The sequence below is a fragment of the Janthinobacterium agaricidamnosum genome (assembly GCF_003667705.1).
Classification (GTDB): Bacteria; Pseudomonadota; Gammaproteobacteria; order Burkholderiales; family Burkholderiaceae_D; genus Janthinobacterium.
In genome coordinates this window covers 3,989,364-4,004,933 of sequence record NZ_CP033019.1, presented here as the reverse complement: position 1 = coordinate 4,004,933, position 15,570 = coordinate 3,989,364, and the positions used below count along the sequence as shown (strand labels likewise).

Annotated in this window: 17 protein-coding genes; 11 read left to right on the top strand and 6 right to left on the bottom strand. The window is 65.9% G+C overall.

All coding sequences use genetic code 11. The features are described 5' to 3' along the window. Positions 1–4: 4 nt before the first annotated feature. The 3 genes from D9M09_RS18065 to D9M09_RS18055 are packed head-to-tail and all read right to left on the bottom strand — an operon-like array spanning position 5 to position 2,069. Complete coding sequence (locus D9M09_RS18065; protein WP_121670058.1) at positions 5–685, bottom strand: hypothetical protein; 681 nt, start codon at positions 683–685, stop codon at positions 5–7. A gap of 5 nt (positions 686–690) precedes the next feature. Next, positions 691–1,482, bottom strand: coding sequence for a MipA/OmpV family protein (locus D9M09_RS18060; RefSeq protein ID WP_240453415.1), 792 nt, complete (start codon positions 1,480–1,482; stop codon positions 691–693). Positions 1,483–1,490: 8 nt separating this feature from the next. Continuing rightward, positions 1,491–2,069: a porin family protein gene (locus tag D9M09_RS18055; protein WP_121670057.1), complete on the bottom strand. Its 579-nt coding sequence runs from the start codon at positions 2,067–2,069 to the stop codon at positions 1,491–1,493. A gap of 203 nt (positions 2,070–2,272) precedes the next feature. Between D9M09_RS18055 and D9M09_RS18050 the strand changes: the two genes are divergently transcribed. Both D9M09_RS18050 and D9M09_RS18045 read left to right on the top strand, forming a co-directional pair. Further along, positions 2,273–2,950, top strand: a complete 678-nt coding sequence (locus tag D9M09_RS18050) for a response regulator transcription factor (RefSeq protein ID WP_121670056.1) — start codon at positions 2,273–2,275, stop codon at positions 2,948–2,950. After that, the gene (locus tag D9M09_RS18045) at positions 2,947–4,248 is read left to right on the top strand and encodes an ATP-binding protein (RefSeq protein WP_121670055.1); all 1,302 of its coding nucleotides are present in this window, start codon (positions 2,947–2,949) and stop codon (positions 4,246–4,248) included. Before D9M09_RS18050 ends, D9M09_RS18045 begins: the two co-directional genes overlap by 4 nt. Here the strand turns inward: D9M09_RS18045 and D9M09_RS18040 are convergent. Further along, on the bottom strand, positions 4,226–5,122 hold the full coding sequence (locus tag D9M09_RS18040) for an EamA family transporter (RefSeq protein ID WP_070288733.1): 897 nt from the start codon (positions 5,120–5,122) through the stop codon (positions 4,226–4,228). The two genes, D9M09_RS18045 and D9M09_RS18040, sit on opposite strands and share 23 nt — an antisense overlap. Before the next feature lie 77 nt (positions 5,123–5,199). On the opposite strand from D9M09_RS18040, the gene D9M09_RS18035 reads away from it, so the two are divergent. Both D9M09_RS18035 and D9M09_RS18030 read left to right on the top strand, forming a co-directional pair. Next, positions 5,200–5,688, top strand: coding sequence for an Lrp/AsnC family transcriptional regulator (locus tag D9M09_RS18035; protein WP_121671145.1), 489 nt, complete (start codon positions 5,200–5,202; stop codon positions 5,686–5,688). A 10-nt stretch (positions 5,689–5,698) separates the two neighbouring features. Beyond that, a complete protein-coding gene (locus D9M09_RS18030) occupies positions 5,699–6,520 on the top strand; it encodes an APH(3') family aminoglycoside O-phosphotransferase (RefSeq protein ID WP_121670054.1) in 822 nt (273 codons plus the stop codon). A gap of 13 nt (positions 6,521–6,533) precedes the next feature. Here D9M09_RS18030 and D9M09_RS18025 read toward each other — a convergent pair whose 3' ends face one another. Beyond that, positions 6,534–7,061, bottom strand: coding sequence for a hypothetical protein (locus tag D9M09_RS18025; protein ID WP_121670053.1), 528 nt, complete (start codon positions 7,059–7,061; stop codon positions 6,534–6,536). Between the two features lie 122 nt (positions 7,062–7,183). Between D9M09_RS18025 and D9M09_RS18020 the strand changes: the two genes are divergently transcribed. Further along, positions 7,184–7,567 (top strand): glutaredoxin, encoded by a 384-nt coding sequence (locus D9M09_RS18020; RefSeq protein WP_070224062.1) that lies wholly within the window; start codon positions 7,184–7,186, stop codon positions 7,565–7,567. Between the two features lie 8 nt (positions 7,568–7,575). On the opposite strand, the gene D9M09_RS18015 is transcribed toward D9M09_RS18020, so the two are convergent. Then, positions 7,576–7,812 carry a DUF3820 family protein gene (locus D9M09_RS18015; protein WP_034749909.1) on the bottom strand — a complete coding sequence of 79 codons (237 nt, stop codon included), beginning with the start codon at positions 7,810–7,812 and terminating at the stop codon, positions 7,576–7,578. Positions 7,813–7,956: 144 nt separating this feature from the next. On the opposite strand from D9M09_RS18015, the gene D9M09_RS18010 reads away from it, so the two are divergent. The 6 genes from D9M09_RS18010 to D9M09_RS17985 all read left to right on the top strand — a co-directional run bounded on the left by D9M09_RS18010 (position 7,957) and on the right by D9M09_RS17985 (position 15,309). Further along, positions 7,957–9,168 (top strand): MFS transporter, encoded by a 1,212-nt coding sequence (locus tag D9M09_RS18010; RefSeq protein ID WP_070311386.1) that lies wholly within the window; start codon positions 7,957–7,959, stop codon positions 9,166–9,168. An 85-nt stretch (positions 9,169–9,253) separates the two neighbouring features. Beyond that, complete coding sequence (locus tag D9M09_RS18005; protein WP_121671144.1) at positions 9,254–10,471, top strand: YeeE/YedE family protein; 1,218 nt, start codon at positions 9,254–9,256, stop codon at positions 10,469–10,471. 47 nt (positions 10,472–10,518) lie between these two features. Beyond that, a complete protein-coding gene (locus tag D9M09_RS18000; RefSeq protein WP_070288728.1) occupies positions 10,519–11,157 on the top strand; it encodes an SMI1/KNR4 family protein in 639 nt (212 codons plus the stop codon). Positions 11,158–11,257: 100 nt separating this feature from the next. Further along, positions 11,258–12,736, top strand: coding sequence for a sodium:solute symporter (locus tag D9M09_RS17995; RefSeq protein WP_121670052.1), 1,479 nt, complete (start codon positions 11,258–11,260; stop codon positions 12,734–12,736). 75 nt (positions 12,737–12,811) lie between these two features. Then, positions 12,812–14,686 carry a signal peptide peptidase SppA gene (gene sppA / locus D9M09_RS17990; protein WP_121670051.1) on the top strand — a complete coding sequence of 625 codons (1,875 nt, stop codon included), beginning with the start codon at positions 12,812–12,814 and terminating at the stop codon, positions 14,684–14,686. Between the two features lie 89 nt (positions 14,687–14,775). Next, positions 14,776–15,309: a GNAT family N-acetyltransferase gene (locus D9M09_RS17985; protein ID WP_070288726.1), complete on the top strand. Its 534-nt coding sequence runs from the start codon at positions 14,776–14,778 to the stop codon at positions 15,307–15,309. Positions 15,310–15,570: the final 261 nt, after the last annotated feature.

Here is a 15,570-nt window from a genome sequence, read left to right as displayed (position 1 = left end):
CGTCTTATTCCAGCAGGGCGGCGATCGCCAGCGGCGTGCCGCCGGTGAGTACCTGGCCCCCGTCCGGATGCGCATGGAAACGGAAGGCGTAGACGCGAAAGCCGCTGGCGGCGTCGCCGGGAAAGGCGGGGCCGTCCTGCGCCGCCAGCGGGAACGCCGCGCCATCGCCGCCCTGATAGCGCACTTGCGCCGCATCCGTCCTCGCATACGCAAACTGCACGCCGGCGCAGCGCTTGCCGCCAGCGCTGCCGGCGTAGCGCGTATAGGCGAGGAATTGTTCGCAGGCGGCGCGCAGGTCGGCCGCCGCATACACGCCATCGGGCCGCGTGACGATGGAGACCCAGGCGCTTGACGAGATCTGGCCCGGCTTGCGGTTCCAGGTCAGCTCCGCGTTGTCGTCATAGGCAGCCTTGGAAAACGGGAAAACGGCGCGCCCCAAAGCATCGAGCGGCAGCGCCAGCTGCGCGTCCTTGCCGTGCAAGGTCAGGCGCAAGCCATCCGTGGACACGCCGGCGTCGCGCGGACGCAAGCGCAGATGCTGCTGCAGCAATTGCTTGGGCTTGCCGTACTTCTCGAACCAGATCATGTGGCGGTAGGCGTCGCGATACGCGATCCAGTCGCCGCCTTCCTGGGCGCCTGCGAACGCGGGCAGCAATGCCAGGCCGAGAAGCAGGTATTTGCGCATGGCGCTTAAAACCGGTAGCCGAGGCCGGTGGACCAGCTGATGACGTTGCGCCGTTCGATGACGGGACTGCCGGCCGGCCCGCTGCCCAGCCGCGTGCCCGTGACGGCGCTGTTGAGCAGCCACTTGCTGCTCAGCGCCCAGTTCCAGTTGACGCCTGCCTCGATGGCGGTGACGCCGCCGGCCGGGCGGTAGTCGCGCGCGCCGCCGGCAGCGACGCTGACGGCGTAGCGCTCCTCCATCACGGCGCCGCTGGCCAGCGACACGCCGGCCGACAGGGTCACCGTATGATGGGCCGCCAGCGAGGGCAGGGTCTTTTGCACGGCGAGCTGCGCGCGCCAGCCGTGCGCGCTCGTGTCGTACACCAGGTTCGACGTGACGCGCATCTGCTCGCCCAGGTAATAGCCATAAAAGCCGCCCACGTCGGGCGAGCCCTTGATGCGCCGCGTGCCGCGCAGGCGCCAGCCATCTTCCGGATCGCGCGCATTGCTGGCGGCCAGCAGCGGGCCGTATTCAATGCCCGGCGTGGCCGACAGGTGCATGCCCGCCACGCCGCTGGCCGAGACGAACACGCCATTGCTCCACTGGACCTGCAGCAGCGGCCGCAGGACGGCGGCGCGCGGCGCGCCATCGTCCGTCGCGGAGCTGCCCGTGACGGCCGCGCCCACGTACATGTCCCGGCTCCCGTCGGGCATCATCTGCGCGCCGGCGCCGCCGGCCAGCAGCAGCGCCGGCAGCAATAACCGGGGAGAAAACCGGGGAGAAAACCGGGGAGAAAAACGGGGAGCGAACTTGTGCATGCCATCCTTTAAAAACCGAAACGGACACCGAGCGCGATGCGGTTCATCGTGCTGTCGAGTCCTTCGTATCTGACTGTCGGGGTGTGCTCCCATTCGAGCTGCAGCGCCACGTCCTTGTTGATCTGGTAAGCCGCTCCCACGCTCGCGTACAGGCCCGTCTTGCCGGCCGATTCACCGGGCGGCGCATTCCTGCCGTCGATGGAGAATTTGACGCGGCTGCGCGCCATGCCCGCCTTGGCGAACAGCGACCAGTCCTCGTCCAGGCGCCAGGTGCCGCGCGCCGCCAGGTAGGCGGCGCTGGCGCGCACCCTGAGCCGGTAGCCGGGGTCGAGGTCGAAGCTGGTCGCGCCGCCGCTGGCGCGGTAGCCGCCCTCCAGCGCCCAGGCCGGCGTCAGTTCATAGCCGGCGAAGACGCCGAAAGGCAGCGCCTTGCCGCTCGCGTCGCGCTGGCTTGTCGCGCCGCCAGCCGCATACTGGATCTTGCCGTCGCTGGCTGGGCTGATGTTGGCGCCCACGTACAGGCCTTCGGCGTGGACGAGCGAGGTGGCGGCGACGGCGAGCAGGGTGCTGCATGCAAATTTTTTCATGTTCTGATTCCGGTTGAGGTAAGAGCCATGAATGTTAGGCAAACAGCGTCCCGGAATCCGCCCGTGTTTGTCTTCGAATTGTCCTCAATTTGTAGGCCGCATTTGTATAGAAAGTGTAGCAATGTGTACGGGATTGTCGAATTTGCCACAGGCGCGCCGCGCTCCACTACAATACGCCACAAAAATGGCGGCGCGGAGGAGCGATGCAAGGTGTCATGCTGGTGGAGGACGATGCGCGGCTGGCCGCGCTGGTCAAGGAATACCTGGAGCAATACGACTATGCGGTCGACGTGGTCACGCGCGGCGACCAGGCCCTGACGCGTTTTCGCGATACCCAGCCCGAGCTGGTGATACTCGACCTGACCCTGCCCGGCGTCGACGGCCTGGTGGTGTGCCGCCAGCTGCGCCAGCTCAGCGCCGTGCCCATCCTGATACTGACGGCGCGCGAAGACACCTTTGACGAAGTCTCGGGCCTGGAGCAGGGCGCCGACGACTACGTGAACAAGCCGATCCAGCCGCGCGTGCTGCTGGCCCGTTTGCGCGCGCTGCAGCGGCGCGGTAGCGCGGCGGCCGGCAGCGACATCGTCATCGGCCAGCTGCGCGTGTCGCGCGAGAACCGCGCCGTGCACTGGCGCGGTCAGGAAATCGCCATGAACAGCGCCGAATTCAAGCTGTTCGCCATCCTGGCCGATGCCGCGGGCAAGGTCATGTCGCGCAACGACATCCTCGTCAAGATGCGCGGCATCGAATTCGATGGCCTCGACCGCAGCATCGACAACTGCATCTCGCGCCTGCGCCGCAAGTTCGACGACACCGCCGCCGAGCGCATCAAGACGGTGTGGGGCGAAGGCTACCTGCTCACGCCCTCGGCCTGGGAATGAACCGCCTGTTCTGGCGTTTCGCGCTGCTGGTGCTGCTGGCCATCGCGCTGGGCAGCGGCGTCATTTACTTCACCTTCAGCCGCCTGTTCGGCGATCCGCTCGAGCATATCGCGCGCGACCAGGCGGCCGGCCAGATCTTCCTGCTGGAGCAGTACATCGACCAGGCACCCGCCGACGAATGGCTGCCGCGCCTGAACAAGGTGCGCGAAGTGTCGGACGTCACGCTGGAACTGCAGCCGCTGGCCACGGTATTGGCGGCGCTGCCGGCCGTCCGGCGCGCGCCGCTGTTGCAAGGTGCTGTCGTGATGGACGTGGGCGGCAAGGGCTTTTACCGCCGCGTCGACGTCACGGGCGCGCGCTATGCCGGCAGCGACGACGACGTGCTCCACGCGCAGAAGCTGCCCATCGACGTGGGCCAGGCGCTGCGCATGGAAGCGATCCGTTTCGCCGTCATCGCGCTATGCCTGCTGCTGCCGCTGGGCTGGTGGACGCGCGCGCACGGCCGCAGCCTGGCGGCGCTGTCGCGCATGGCCGACGATTTCGGACGGGGCGACCTGGCCGCGCGGGCGCGGGTCAGCCCCGCATCGAGCATCGCGCCGCTGGCGGGCCGCATCAACGACATGGCCGGGCGCATCGGTTCGCTGCTGGAGGCGCGCAAGCATTTGCTGCTGTCGGTCTCGCACGAGCTGCGCACGCCGATCGCGCGGCTGGAATTCGGCCTGGAACTGCTGGCCGCGCGGCATGCGGACGGCCAGCCCGACCTGCAGCGGCGCGTCGACGCCATGGGCGCCGATGTCGATGAACTGAAAAACCTCGTCAATGAGCTGCTGGGCCTGATGCAGCTCGATCATGCGCAGGCGCTGCCGCGCCAGTCCTTCGCGCTGGCGTCCCTGCTGCACGCCTGTCTGGCGGCGGCCTTGCCGCGCCAGGTGGACGCCAGCATCGCCACCGACCTGGGCGAGCTGCGCGGCGACGCCCGTCTGCTGGCGCGCGCCGTCGGCAACCTGCTGGGCAATGCGGCCAAATATGCCGTGGCGCGCGTGGCGCTGTCGGCCGTGCGCGATGGCGAGGCGCTGCGCATCGTTATCGAGGACGATGGTCCCGGCATTCCCGCCGACCAGCGCGAACGGGTGTTCGCCCCGTTCTACCGCCTGGAGCGCGAGCAGGACCATGCGGCCGCAGGCCACGGCCTGGGGCTGGCCATCGCCGCCAGGGCCGTCGCGCTGCACGGCGGCGCCATCGCCGTCGACGATTCGCCGCTGGGCGGCGCGCGCTTCACGATTTGTATTCGGGCCTGAGCGCTGCCGCGCCGCGTCTCTGCCGCTGCGCCATGTACGAGCTGCCCATGGACGCGGCCATGATCATGGCAATCGCCAGCCACTGCCCGGCACCGAGCCGCTCGTCGAGCAGGATGTAGGCCAGCATGGCGGCCACGGCCGGTTCCATGCTGCTCATGATGCCGAACGCTTGCGGCGTCAGCCGCTTCAGGGCGACCATTTCCAGCGAAATCGGGATGGCGCTGGAAATGAGGGCCACGCCCAGGCCGATGCCCAGCACGGCGGGCGAGAGCAGGGCGGCGCCGCTGTGCATCACGCCCACAGGCACCACCACCAGCGCGGCCATGGCCAGGCCCAGCGAGACGGAATGGCCCGCATGCAGATGGCTGGCGCGCTTGCCGAAGACGATGTACGAGGCCCAGCAGACGGCCGCGCCCAGGGCGAACAGCACGCCCGTGGGATCGAGATTGCTGATGTCGTGGCCGAGCGGCAACAGCAGCGCCAGTCCCGCCACGGCCAGCGCCACCCAGACGAAGTCGAGCGCGCGGCGCGAGGCCAGCAGCGCCACGGCCAGCGGGCCGGAAAACTCGATGGCCACGGCGATGCCGAACGGGATCGTGCGCAAGGCCATGTAGAAGCACAGGTTGGTCAAGCCCAGCGCCGCGCCGTACAGGGCCACCGTGCGCAGGTCGGCGCGGCTCAGCTGCCAGCGCCACGGGCGCCAGAACAGCAACAGCAGCAGCGCGGAAAAGCCCACACGCACGGCCGTCGTGCCTTGCGCACCGACCAGCGGGAACAGGCTGTGCTTGGCCCATGAGGTGCCCAGCCCCAGCGCGGTGACGGAACCGAGGATGGCGAGCAGGGGAATGAACGAGGAATAGCGGCGTAATGGCATGGTGATAAAAGGCTTGATATCGGAATGGTGAAAGTTTATTGTGTCTGCTCCGATATTTGCACTGCATTTTGACCTTCATGACGCAACTTTCGCTCACGCCTTCGCCCGACCTCGATGCCTTCGACCTGGCGATACTCGACATCCTGCAGCGCGATAACACGACTTCGCAGCGTGAAATCGCCCAGGCCGTGCATTTGTCGGCGCCGGCCGTGCAGCGGCGCATCCGCCGCCTGCGCGAAAGCGGGGTGATCCGCAACGAGGTGGCCGTACTCGACGCGAGCCGCCTGGGCCGTCCCTTGATCTTGACGGTGGAAGTGCATTTGCACGACGAGCACCCGCAGCGCACGGCCGGCATGCGCGCGCGCATCATGGCCGAGCCTGCCATCCAGCAGTGCTACGGCATCACGGGCGAGGCCGATTACCTGCTGATCATTACCGCCAGCAGCATGGCCGAGTACGAGGCGCTGACGGAACGCCTGTTCGGCGGCGACGACAATATCCGGCGCTACCGCACCTCGGTGGCGCTGACCTGCCTCAAGATGGGCTTGCACGTGCCGCTGGCATAGGATCGGACGGATGACGATCTCCAACAAGAAGCAAGCGGCCGTGACGGCAGCCATGCCCGCCAGCCTGCGCGCCGCTGTGGCCGGCTATCGATGGGTGCGCGACAGCGCCGGTGAATCGGACGCTGCCGTCTATAGGCTGCAGAGCAGGGACGGCGCGCCGGACCTGTTTTTGAAGCATGGCAAGGGTGTTGCCGCCGCCGAGCTCGCCGATGAAGCGGCGCGCCTGCGCTGGCTGGCGCCGCAGCTGCCCGTGCCGGCCGTGGTCCAGTTCGCCCAGGCGGCAGACCCGCAGCAGGCATGGCTGCTGACGGCGGCGCTGCCGGGCAAGACGGCGCACGAATTACTGGAAGCCAATCCCGAGATTGGCCCCGCCGTGGCCGACGCGCTGGCGGCCTTCCTGCGCCGCCTGCATGCGCTGCCCGTCGATGCCTGCCCGTTCGACGCCAGCCCTGCCGTCCGGCTGGCCCAGGCGCGCCAGCGCATCGATGCGGGCTTCGTCGACGCCGACGATTTCGATGCCGGGCGTCAAGGCTGGACGGCGGAACAGGTGTGGGCGGCGCTGCAGGATTGCAAGCCGCTCGCGCCCGACCTCGTCGTTACGCATGGCGATTTTTCGCTGGAGAATATCCTCCTGCACGAAGGCGCCGTCGTCGGCTGCCTCGACGTGGGACGGGCGGGCGTTGCCGACCGCTACCAGGACCTGGCCATCGCCTGGCGTGCTCTCGGTCAGTTGGACGCCGCGCTACAGCAAAGGTTTGCTGAGCAATATGGGCTCCTTGATATCGATCAAGGCAAGCTGGCATTCCATTTGCTGCTCGACGAGCTGTTTTGAAGGCTGCCAGCCATCAAGGCTCTTCGCGCTCGGCATCGCGTTCGCGGCAGCTCAAGGACGCGTAATGACCTTGGGGCAGCCGGGCCTGGATGGCAACCTCGCTCAGTGCATGCCCGATATCGACGGGGTCGGTCAAGGTGCAGCGCTGGGCGATGGCGAACGCCTGCAGCTTCTGCGTGCTGCCCTGCACCTTGAGCGTCACGCCCGCCCCGGGGCTGACGCAGCAGCCGATGTATTGCGTGATGTATTCTTCCTCGATCAGCACCAGTGCATGCCCCATGAAGCCGGCCGGCTTTTTCAACAGGTAATAATCGGTGTAGTCGAAGCGCTGGTCCGGGTGCTTGCCGATGTAGCCTTCGCGCATGTAGGCGGCGATGGCCTTGCCGGAGGTGCCCACCCTGTCCGTCGTGCCCTTTTTCAGGTGCAGCGCCTGGATCAGACCGCTTTCAAGCCCGGGATCGGCAGCGGCCAGGGCGCTGGAGGCGCAGGCGGCGAGAAAAAGCGAGCCGATCAGGCGGCGGGTGCGGCGCCACTCAGCCATGGGAGGGATTGCTTGCATATATGACGTGTAGGGGAGAAGAAGCGCAGTGTAGCCCACGCCAGTCCGTGTGCGTGGCACAATGCGTGATCCGCACGCCACGTGCCACTGACCCCAGGACTTTCATGACCCGCGCCATCCTTGACGAAGCCCAGATCCATCCCGCCGCCCGCCCTTTGATCGGCAGCAAGCACCAGGACATCGTGCGCGAGGTGCAGGCGGCCATCGCCGCGCACCAGGTAGTGGTGGTCGGCATGGCGCTCAACCCGTTCCCGCGCAAGGCGCGCAAGATACTCGACGTGCTGGGCACGCCTTATCAGTACCTGCAATACGGCAGCTATCTGAACCAGTGGCACCGCCGCAATGCCTTGAAAATGTGGACGGGCTGGCCCACGTTTCCCATGATTTTCGTCAATGGCGTGCTCATCGGCGGCGCCAGCGAGCTGCAAAAGCTCGTGGAAAATGGCGAGTTCAGCGCCATGCTGGCGAAGAAGCTGCGCCAGTTCTGACCTGTTCCTTACTCGCCCGGCCGCCACGGCGACTTGCGCGTGCGCAAGGGGTCGAGCAAGCTGCGTAAATCGTTGTGGTCGAGTTCGTACATCAACGCGATTAAACTGCCCAGTTCACCCGAGGGAAAGCCCTCGCGCGCGAACCAGCCCAGGTAGTGTCCCGGCAAATCGGCCAGCAAGCGTCCCTGATATTTCCCGTATGGCATTTCGCGCGTGACCAGCAGCGCCAGTTTTTCTGAATTCATGGTGGTGACCCCGTGTTGATGCGGCCAGTGTAGCAGACCATTACATTGTTGATTTGAGCGCAATTATCTTCTGCCCGATCAGGTATTTTTCGGAATAAAGAAAACCCCGATACTGCATGCCAACATCATTTATCGGAGTTTGTCATGCCCATTGCCTTGCTCGCGCTGACCCTCAGCGCCTTTGCCATCGGAACCACCGAGTTTGTCATCGTGGGACTGTTGCCCACCATCGCCGCGGACCTGGGCGTCAACCTGCCGTCGGCCGGCCTGCTGGTCAGCCTGTATGCGCTGGGCGTCGCCGTCGGCGCGCCCGTGCTGACTGCCCTGACGGGCAAGATTCCGCGCAAAACCCTGTTGCTGTCGTTGATGGTCTTGTTCACCCTGGGCAATTTGCTGGCGTGGAAATCACCGGGCTATGCAACCCTCGTCGTCGCCCGCATCCTGACGGGGCTGGCGCATGGCGTGTTCTTTTCCATCGGCTCGACCATCGCCACCTCGCTGGTGCCGAAGGACAAGGCGGCCAGCGCGATTGCCATCATGTTTACGGGCTTGACCGTGGCCCTGGTGACGGGCGTGCCGCTGGGCACCTTCATCGGCCAGCATTTCGGCTGGCGCGAAACCTTCCTCGCCGTCTCGGCCCTGGGCCTGGTGGCGTTCATCGGCAGCCTGCTGTACGTGCCGTCGACCATCAAGCACAGCAAGCCTGCCTCGCTGCTGCAGCAAGTGCAGGTGCTGGGCCAGCCCCGGCTGCTGCTGGTGTATGCCATGACGGCCGTCGGCTATGGCGGCTCCTTCATCGCCTTTACCTATCTGGCGCCGATCCTGCAGCAAGTGTCGGGTTTCAGCGCCGGCGCCGTGGGTGCGGTGATGCTCGTGTATGGCGTGTCCGTGGCGTTCGGCAATATCTGGGGCGGCAAGCTGGCCGACAAGAAGGGGCCAGTGCGCGCCCTGAAACTGATCTTCTTGCTGCTGTCCGCCGTCTTGCTGCTGCTGACCTTCACGGCGCCGCATCCCGTGCTCGTCGTCATCACCGTGCTGCTGTGGGGGGCCGTGGCCTTCGGTAACGTGGCCGGTTTGCAAGTGTATGTCGTGCAGCAAGCGGAACACTTCACGCCCCGCGCCGTGGACGTCGCTTCCGGCCTGAATATCGCCGCTTTTAATCTGGGCATCGCCGGCGGTGCCTGGGGCGGCGGCTTGATCGTCGAACACCTGGGTCTCGTGCACACGGGCTGGATCGGCGCGCTGGTCGTGCTCGGTGCCTTCGGCTTGACGGCCCTGAGCGGCCGGATGGACCGTTTGAACCCGATTCCCGTGCGCAGCGGCGGCGAGAAATCGATGCATGCGGTGGGGCATTAAGCCTGCTTGATCTGCAAGCAAGTTGCTGGCACGGGCGAGAGCAGGGTTTACAATGGTGTTTCCCTTTCTCTCGCCCATATTCCCCATGTCCGATACCGCAATGTCACCGCTGCGCCTGCGCGCCGCCATCAACCCGAAACCGCTGGGCGTCGCCCTGTTGCTCATCGTGCTAGGCGCCTGGTACCTGGCGCTGACGGTGGGCGCCACCCAGTCCGCGCTGTACGTGGTGGGCGCCTTGCTCGGCATCACCCTGTATCACGCGGCCTTCGGTTTTACATCGGCCTGGCGCGTCTTCATTGCCGATGGCCGCGGCGACGGCTTGCGCGCGCAAATGCTGATGCTGGCCGTGGGCGTGGCGCTGTTCTTTCCCGCGCTGTCGGCCGGCACCCTGTTCGGCACGCCCGTCGCGGGCCTGGTGTCTCCGGCCGGCACCTCGGTGATTGTTGGCGCCTTCATCTTCGGCATCGGCATGCAGCTGGGCGGCGGTTGCGCCTCCGGCACCCTGTACACGGTGGGCGGGGGCAGCACGCGCATGCTCATCACCCTGGCCGCCTTCATCGTCGGCTCCGTGATCGGCACGGCGCACATGCCGTTCTGGACGGCGCTGCCGCAACTTCAACCCATTTCCCTCGTCACGACCTTGGGCTTGGTACCTGCGCTGGCGCTGAACTGGATCGTTTTCGCGCTGATCGCCGGCCTCACGGTCTTCGTTGAAAAGCGCCGCCACGGCAAGCTCGTCGCCACGCAGCTGCGCCCGTCCCAGGCGTCGCCCTGGCTGCACGGCCCCTGGCCGCTGGTGGCGGGCGCCATCGCGCTCGTCGTACTCAATTTCATCACCCTGGCGCTGTCGGGCCGTCCATGGGGCGTGACGTCCGCGTTCGCCCTGTGGGGCGCGAAAGCGGCATCCGTGATCGGCATCGATACGGCCAGCTGGGCCTATTGGTCGACCAAAGCGAACGCGGCCGCGCTGGCCGCGCCGCTGACGCAGGACAAGACTTCCGTGATGGACATCGGCATCGTGCTGGGCGCCATGCTGGCGGCGGCCCTGGCCGGCCGCTACGCGCCCGTGTGGCGCATCCCGCGCCGCTCGATCATCGCCGCCGTCGTCGGCGGCTTGCTGCTCGGCTACGGCGCGCGCCTGGCCTACGGCTGCAACATCGGCGCCTATTTCAGCGGTATCATCTCGGGCAGCCTGCACGGCTGGCTGTGGCTGGTCTGCGCTTTCCTCGGCAACGTCATCGGCACGCGTTTGCGCCCGTGGTTCGGCCTGGAAGTGGAGAAAGTCAAACCGACCGGCTGCTGAGTTATCCACCGTCAATGACCGTACCGAAAACTAATGGAGCAATGTGCATGGATGTCGAGTACCAGGCGTTTTTACACGCGTTTCCCCCGGCGCAGCGCGTGAGCGCCGATGCCGGCAAGCTGGCTGCCTTTACGGAGCACGTACTGGGCGTGGCCTTGCCCGACGACCTCGCGGCATTTCTGCGGCAGGTGGGCGGCGGCTATTTCGGCCGCAACGATCTGTACTTTTTTGGTGACGGCGCAACGCCGGCGCCGCGCGATTGCCTGCAGGAGTGGAACCGTCAAGATTTCTGGACGGAGATTTTCCCGTGCCCGGCAGAGGGCGGTCCCGTGTTCTTTGCCGAAACCTGCTTTGGCGATCAGCTCGGCTACCGCCACGATGGCGACAGCGTGCTCTATTTGCTGTTCGCCATCGATACCTTCGAATCGTTCGTGCTTGCGCATAGCGCACAGGAACTGTTCGCACAGGTGCTGACCGAGCGCTTTGCCCTGGTCGATGCGCGTCGCCTGCAGGCCGTCGAAAGCCAGCTTGGCCCATTGCGCCAGGGCATGCATTATGCGCCGCTGGTGAGCCCGCTGCTGGGCGGCAGCGGCGCGGCGGACAACTTCTGCCAGGAAACGCCGAATGTGCACTTCAGAACGGCGCTGGCCGCGCTGCATGCCGCGCGGCGCGCCTCGGGCGGCTAGTGTGGCGGCTGGCTGGGGGGGCGCTTTTAGCCGCCTCCAGCAACGGGCGCGGCAATCCGGTGTATATTGCCGCCCACCTTAGCTCAGTACCGTATCTGCCATGTCCCCAGCGATCCTGTTTGCCGTCGTCCTCGCGTATTTCCTGATCCTGCTGGGCGTGGCATGGCGCACCTCGCGCCACGCCACCAATGAGAGTTTCTTCATCGGCAACAAGGACAGCAACTGGATGCTGGTGGCCTTCGGCATGGTCGGCACCACGCTCACGGGCGTGACCTTCATCAGCGTGCCCGGCGCCGTGGGCAGCAACGGTTTCGGCTACATCCAGCTGATGATCGGCTACGTGCTCGGCTACCTGGCTATCACGTTTATTTTGCTGCCGCTGTATTACCGGCTGCAGCTCACTTCCATTTACCGCTACCTGGAACTGCGCCTGGGCCGGCGCTCCTACCAGAGCGGGGCGGCGTTTTTCATCGTCTCGCGGCTGCTGGGCGCCACGGCGCGGCTGTATCTGGTGGTCAATATCCTGCAAGCCACCATACTCGACAGCCTGGGCGTGCCGTTCTGGCTGACGTCGTGCGTCGTGCTGCTGCTGATCCTGCTGTACACGTACGAGGGCGGCGTGAAAACCATCGTCTGGACCGATACCCTGCAAACGGCGTGCATGCTGGCCGGCCTCGTCATCTGCAGCGTGTTTTTGCTGCACGCGATGGACCTGTCGCTCGTCGACAGCCTCGAGCGCATGCGCGCGCAAGGGTTCACGCGCATCTTCACCGTCGATCCGGACAGCCCCGCCTATGTGTGGAAGCACATTCTTGCCGGCATGTTCATCACGATTGCCATGACGGGCATGGACCAGGAAATGATGCAAAAGAACATTTCCGTGCGCACCTTGCGCGACTCGCAAAAGAACATGCTCAGCCTGACCGTGGTGCTGACGGGCGTCTTGCTGCTGTTCCTCTTCCTCGGCGGCTTGCTGCACCTGTATGCGCCGCTGGCCGGCGTGACGGCGACAGGCGACAAACTGTTTCCCGCCGTCGTGCTGCGGCACTTTCCCGCCGTGGTGCAGCTGATTTTTTTCATCGCGCTCATTTCCGCCCTGTTTCCCAGCGTGGATGGGGCATTGACGGCGCTCACGTCCACCTTCTGCATCGATATTTTGGGCGTGCAGCGCAGGCCGGACTTGAGCGCGGCCGCGCAGATGCGCTGGCGCCGCCGTGTGCACCTGGGGTTCGCCGCCCTGTTCCTGATATTGATCATGGCCTTCAAATGGCTGGATGACCCCAGCATGATAGGCGTGATCCTGAAGCTGGCCAGCTATACCTATGGTCCGCTGCTGGGTCTGTTCGCCTTCGGCCTGCTGAGCCGGCGCGATGTACGCGACCGCTGGGTGCCGCTGGTGGCCGTGGCCGGGCCGCTGCTGTGCGCGCTGATCGAAGGGGAGCAGGCGCGGCTGTTCGAGCATTACCGCATCGGCCTGGAACTGCTGATCCTGAACGGCGCCTTGGTACTCGCAGGCCTGTTCCTCATTTCCACGCCCCCGGGGCAGGGCGGCCAGGACACGCAATACTTGTCAAAATAAGACGAATCCCAAGGCGATCGCGGCCATTTTCAGCTATATTGATTTCCTTTAGGTACATAACCTCACGGAGCATCGATGTCACTCAACCCCTTCCCGCCGCTACGCCGCGGCTTTGGCGCATTCTGGCGCGCGCTGGACGCCACCCGCCGCGCGGTCATCAACCTGATTTTCCTGCTGATCGTCATCGCCATCCTGATTGCCATCTTTGGCGGCGGCGCCAAGCCCCTGGCGGACAAGACCACCCTGGTACTCGACTTGCAAGGCCCGCTGGTCGAGGAAACCCCGGGCGGCGTGCGCGAGGCCGTGCTGGCCAATGTCAGCGGCGAAGTCAAGAAAAGCGTGCAGCTGCGCGACGTGCTGGCGGTGCTCGACACGGCCGGCAAGGACAAGAACATCGGTTCCATGGTGATCCTGCTCGACGAATTGCAGGGGGGCGGCCTGGCGTCGCTGCGCGAAGTGGCGGCCGGCGTGGAGCGTTTCCGCGCCACGGGCAAGAAAGTGACGGCCTGGGGTTCGAGCTACAACCAGCGCCAGTACCTGGTGGCGGCCAAGGCCGACGAGGTGTTCCTGCACCCGATGGGCGGCGTCATGCTGGAAGGCTTTGGCCGCTACCGCAATTACTACCGCGACGCGCTCGACAAGGTGGGCGTGACGGTCAACCTGCTGAAGGTCGGTACGTATAAAAGCGCGGCCGAGCCTTTCATCGCCAACGGCCCGTCCGAAGCGGCGGCTGAAGCGGACCGCTACCTGAACAACGGCCTGTGGACCACCTACACGACGGACGTGGAAAAGGCGCGCAAGCTGCCGGCCGGCGCGATCATGCAAACGATCGACAACCTGCCAGCCTTGATGACGGCTGCCGGTGGCGACATTGCCAAGCTGTCGCTCAATGGAAAACTGGTCGACGGCCTGAAAACGCGCGATGAACTGCGCCAGTTCATGATGGCGCGCGGCGCCAAGAACACGGAAGGCACGAACTTCCGCCAGGTGAACTACACCGATTACCTGGCGCGTCTGCGCCCCGTGCACATCGGCGACGCCGTCGGCGTGGTCATCGCCTCCGGTGAAATCGGCGACGGCATCGCGCCGCCGGGCGCCATCGGCGGCCTGTCCACCTCGCGCCTGATCCGCCAGGCGCGCGAAGACAAGTCGATCAAGGCCGTCGTGCTGCGCGTCGATTCGCCGGGCGGCAGCGCCTTCGGCTCGGAACTGATCCGCCGCGAACTGGAACTGACGCGCGCCGCCGGCAAGCCGGTGGTCGTCTCGATGGGCAACGTGGCCGCTTCGGGCGGCTACTGGATCAGCACCTCGTCCGATGAAGTGATCGCCGACGCGGCTACCATCACCGGCTCCATCGGCGTGTTCGCGATTCTGCCGACGGCCGACAAGGTGGTGGAAAAGCTGGGCATCCACACGGCCGGCTCGCCGACCACGTGGCTGGCCGACGCGGGCAACCCCTTGCGCCCGCTCGATCCCCGCTTCGCCGAAGTGATCCAGGGTTCGATCAACCACGTGTATGGCGACTTCCTGAACCTGGCGGCCAAGGCGCGCAAGACGACGCCGGAAAAGATCGATGCAGTGGCGCAGGGCCGCGTCTGGACGGGCTTGCAGGCGAAAGAGCGCAACCTGGTCGACCGCATCGGCAGCTATGGCGATGCGCTGGCCTCGGCCGCCAAGCGGGCCAATATGGGCGCCGACTACCGCGTGACCTACCTGGAACAGGAAACGTCGAACGTCGATCGCCTGATCGGCATGTTCGGTTCCAAGGCCATGGCCTCGCTGGGGCTGGGCGAGCACGTGAAACTGGGCCTGGCCGGCACGGGCTTGCCAGCCGATGCGGCGCTGGGCATGGCGCAGGACCTCTCCTGGCTGTCGGGCATCACGCGCGAGCGCAAACCGTTCATGGCGCTTACGCATTGCCTGTGCGAGGTGCCCCTGGGCGGCAAGTAAAGTCAGGCCTTACACGGCAATATAGATGACATCCCCAAGCCGGCTTCGCCCGGCTTGTTTTCCTTGAGGAGCAGACTATGGCAAGCGACATGAGTGGACCCACGGGTATCACCATCCGCCCTTGCATCAAGGGCGATGAACAGGCGCTGGCGCTGGTGGGACAGGCCACCTTCCTGGAAGCGTTCGCCGGCATCCTCGATGGCGCCGACGTCATCGCCCATTGCCAGCGCCAGCATGACGCGCAGCTGTACCGCGACTGGCTGGCGCTGCCGGCCATGCGCCTGTGGCTGGCCGAGGCTATGCCCGGCGGCGCACCCGTCGGTTATCTGGTGCTCAGTCCCGCCAGCCTGCCGGTGGCGGACCCGCGTCCGGACGACCTGGAAATCAAGCGCATCTACCTGCTGCACCGCTTCCAGGGCCGGCGCGTGGGCCAGCGCCTGATGCAGGCGGCGCTGAGCCAAGCGCGCGCCGGCGGGGCAGGGCGCGTGCTGCTGGGCGTGTACGCGGAAAACCACGACGCGCTGGCGTTTTATGCGCGCTGCGGCTTTGCGCAGGTGGGACGGCGCACCTTCCGCGTCGGCCGCACCGACTACCAGGATGTCATCCTCGGCATGACCTTGTAAATTCAGGTAAAGAATCGCCGCCGTCTGTGACCACTTGATCCCCGCGCGGCGCCGGGTCAAGGCGGCTGGCGGGAGATTTGTAGCGAGTTTGTATCTGCATGCGAGTCGCCCGCGTCTGGCGCACGCCGGGCGATGACGCCCCGCAAGCCTGATTTTTCCACCGTTACCCCACAGGGTCGGCCCGCCTGCCGGCCCGCCTGGTCCTCCCATGCCTGCCAGGCTGTGTGTAATTGTTTCAAGTAGAAATGAAACAGTTACATG

Bases quoted from the DNA above. Each gene is read 5' to 3' on its own strand.
- D9M09_RS18005 (WP_121671144.1), top strand. From the start codon at position 9,254: ATGTCCGATACCGCAATGTCACCGCTGCGCCTGCGCGCCGCCATCAAC.
- D9M09_RS17995 (WP_121670052.1), top strand. From the start codon at position 11,258: ATGTCCCCAGCGATCCTGTTTGCCGTCGTCCTCGCGTATTTCCTGATC.
- D9M09_RS18015 (WP_034749909.1), bottom strand. From the start codon at position 7,812: ATGAATTCAGAAAAACTGGCGCTGCTGGTCACGCGCGAAATGCCATAC.
- D9M09_RS18025 (WP_121670053.1), bottom strand. From the start codon at position 7,061: ATGGCTGAGTGGCGCCGCACCCGCCGCCTGATCGGCTCGCTTTTTCTC.
- D9M09_RS18020 (WP_070224062.1), top strand. From the start codon at position 7,184: ATGACCCGCGCCATCCTTGACGAAGCCCAGATCCATCCCGCCGCCCGC.
- D9M09_RS18065 (WP_121670058.1), bottom strand. From the start codon at position 685: ATGCGCAAATACCTGCTTCTCGGCCTGGCATTGCTGCCCGCGTTCGCA.
- D9M09_RS18060 (WP_240453415.1), bottom strand. From the start codon at position 1,482: ATGCACAAGTTCGCTCCCCGTTTTTCTCCCCGGTTTTCTCCCCGGTTT.
- D9M09_RS18050 (WP_121670056.1), top strand. From the start codon at position 2,273: ATGCAAGGTGTCATGCTGGTGGAGGACGATGCGCGGCTGGCCGCGCTG.
- sppA (WP_121670051.1), top strand. From the start codon at position 12,812: ATGTCACTCAACCCCTTCCCGCCGCTACGCCGCGGCTTTGGCGCATTC.
- D9M09_RS18000 (WP_070288728.1), top strand. From the start codon at position 10,519: ATGGATGTCGAGTACCAGGCGTTTTTACACGCGTTTCCCCCGGCGCAG.
- D9M09_RS17985 (WP_070288726.1), top strand. From the start codon at position 14,776: ATGAGTGGACCCACGGGTATCACCATCCGCCCTTGCATCAAGGGCGAT.
- D9M09_RS18055 (WP_121670057.1), bottom strand. From the start codon at position 2,069: ATGAAAAAATTTGCATGCAGCACCCTGCTCGCCGTCGCCGCCACCTCG.
- D9M09_RS18045 (WP_121670055.1), top strand. From the start codon at position 2,947: ATGAACCGCCTGTTCTGGCGTTTCGCGCTGCTGGTGCTGCTGGCCATC.
- D9M09_RS18030 (WP_121670054.1), top strand. From the start codon at position 5,699: ATGACGATCTCCAACAAGAAGCAAGCGGCCGTGACGGCAGCCATGCCC.
- D9M09_RS18035 (WP_121671145.1), top strand. From the start codon at position 5,200: ATGACGCAACTTTCGCTCACGCCTTCGCCCGACCTCGATGCCTTCGAC.
- D9M09_RS18010 (WP_070311386.1), top strand. From the start codon at position 7,957: ATGCCCATTGCCTTGCTCGCGCTGACCCTCAGCGCCTTTGCCATCGGA.
- D9M09_RS18040 (WP_070288733.1), bottom strand. From the start codon at position 5,122: ATGCCATTACGCCGCTATTCCTCGTTCATTCCCCTGCTCGCCATCCTC.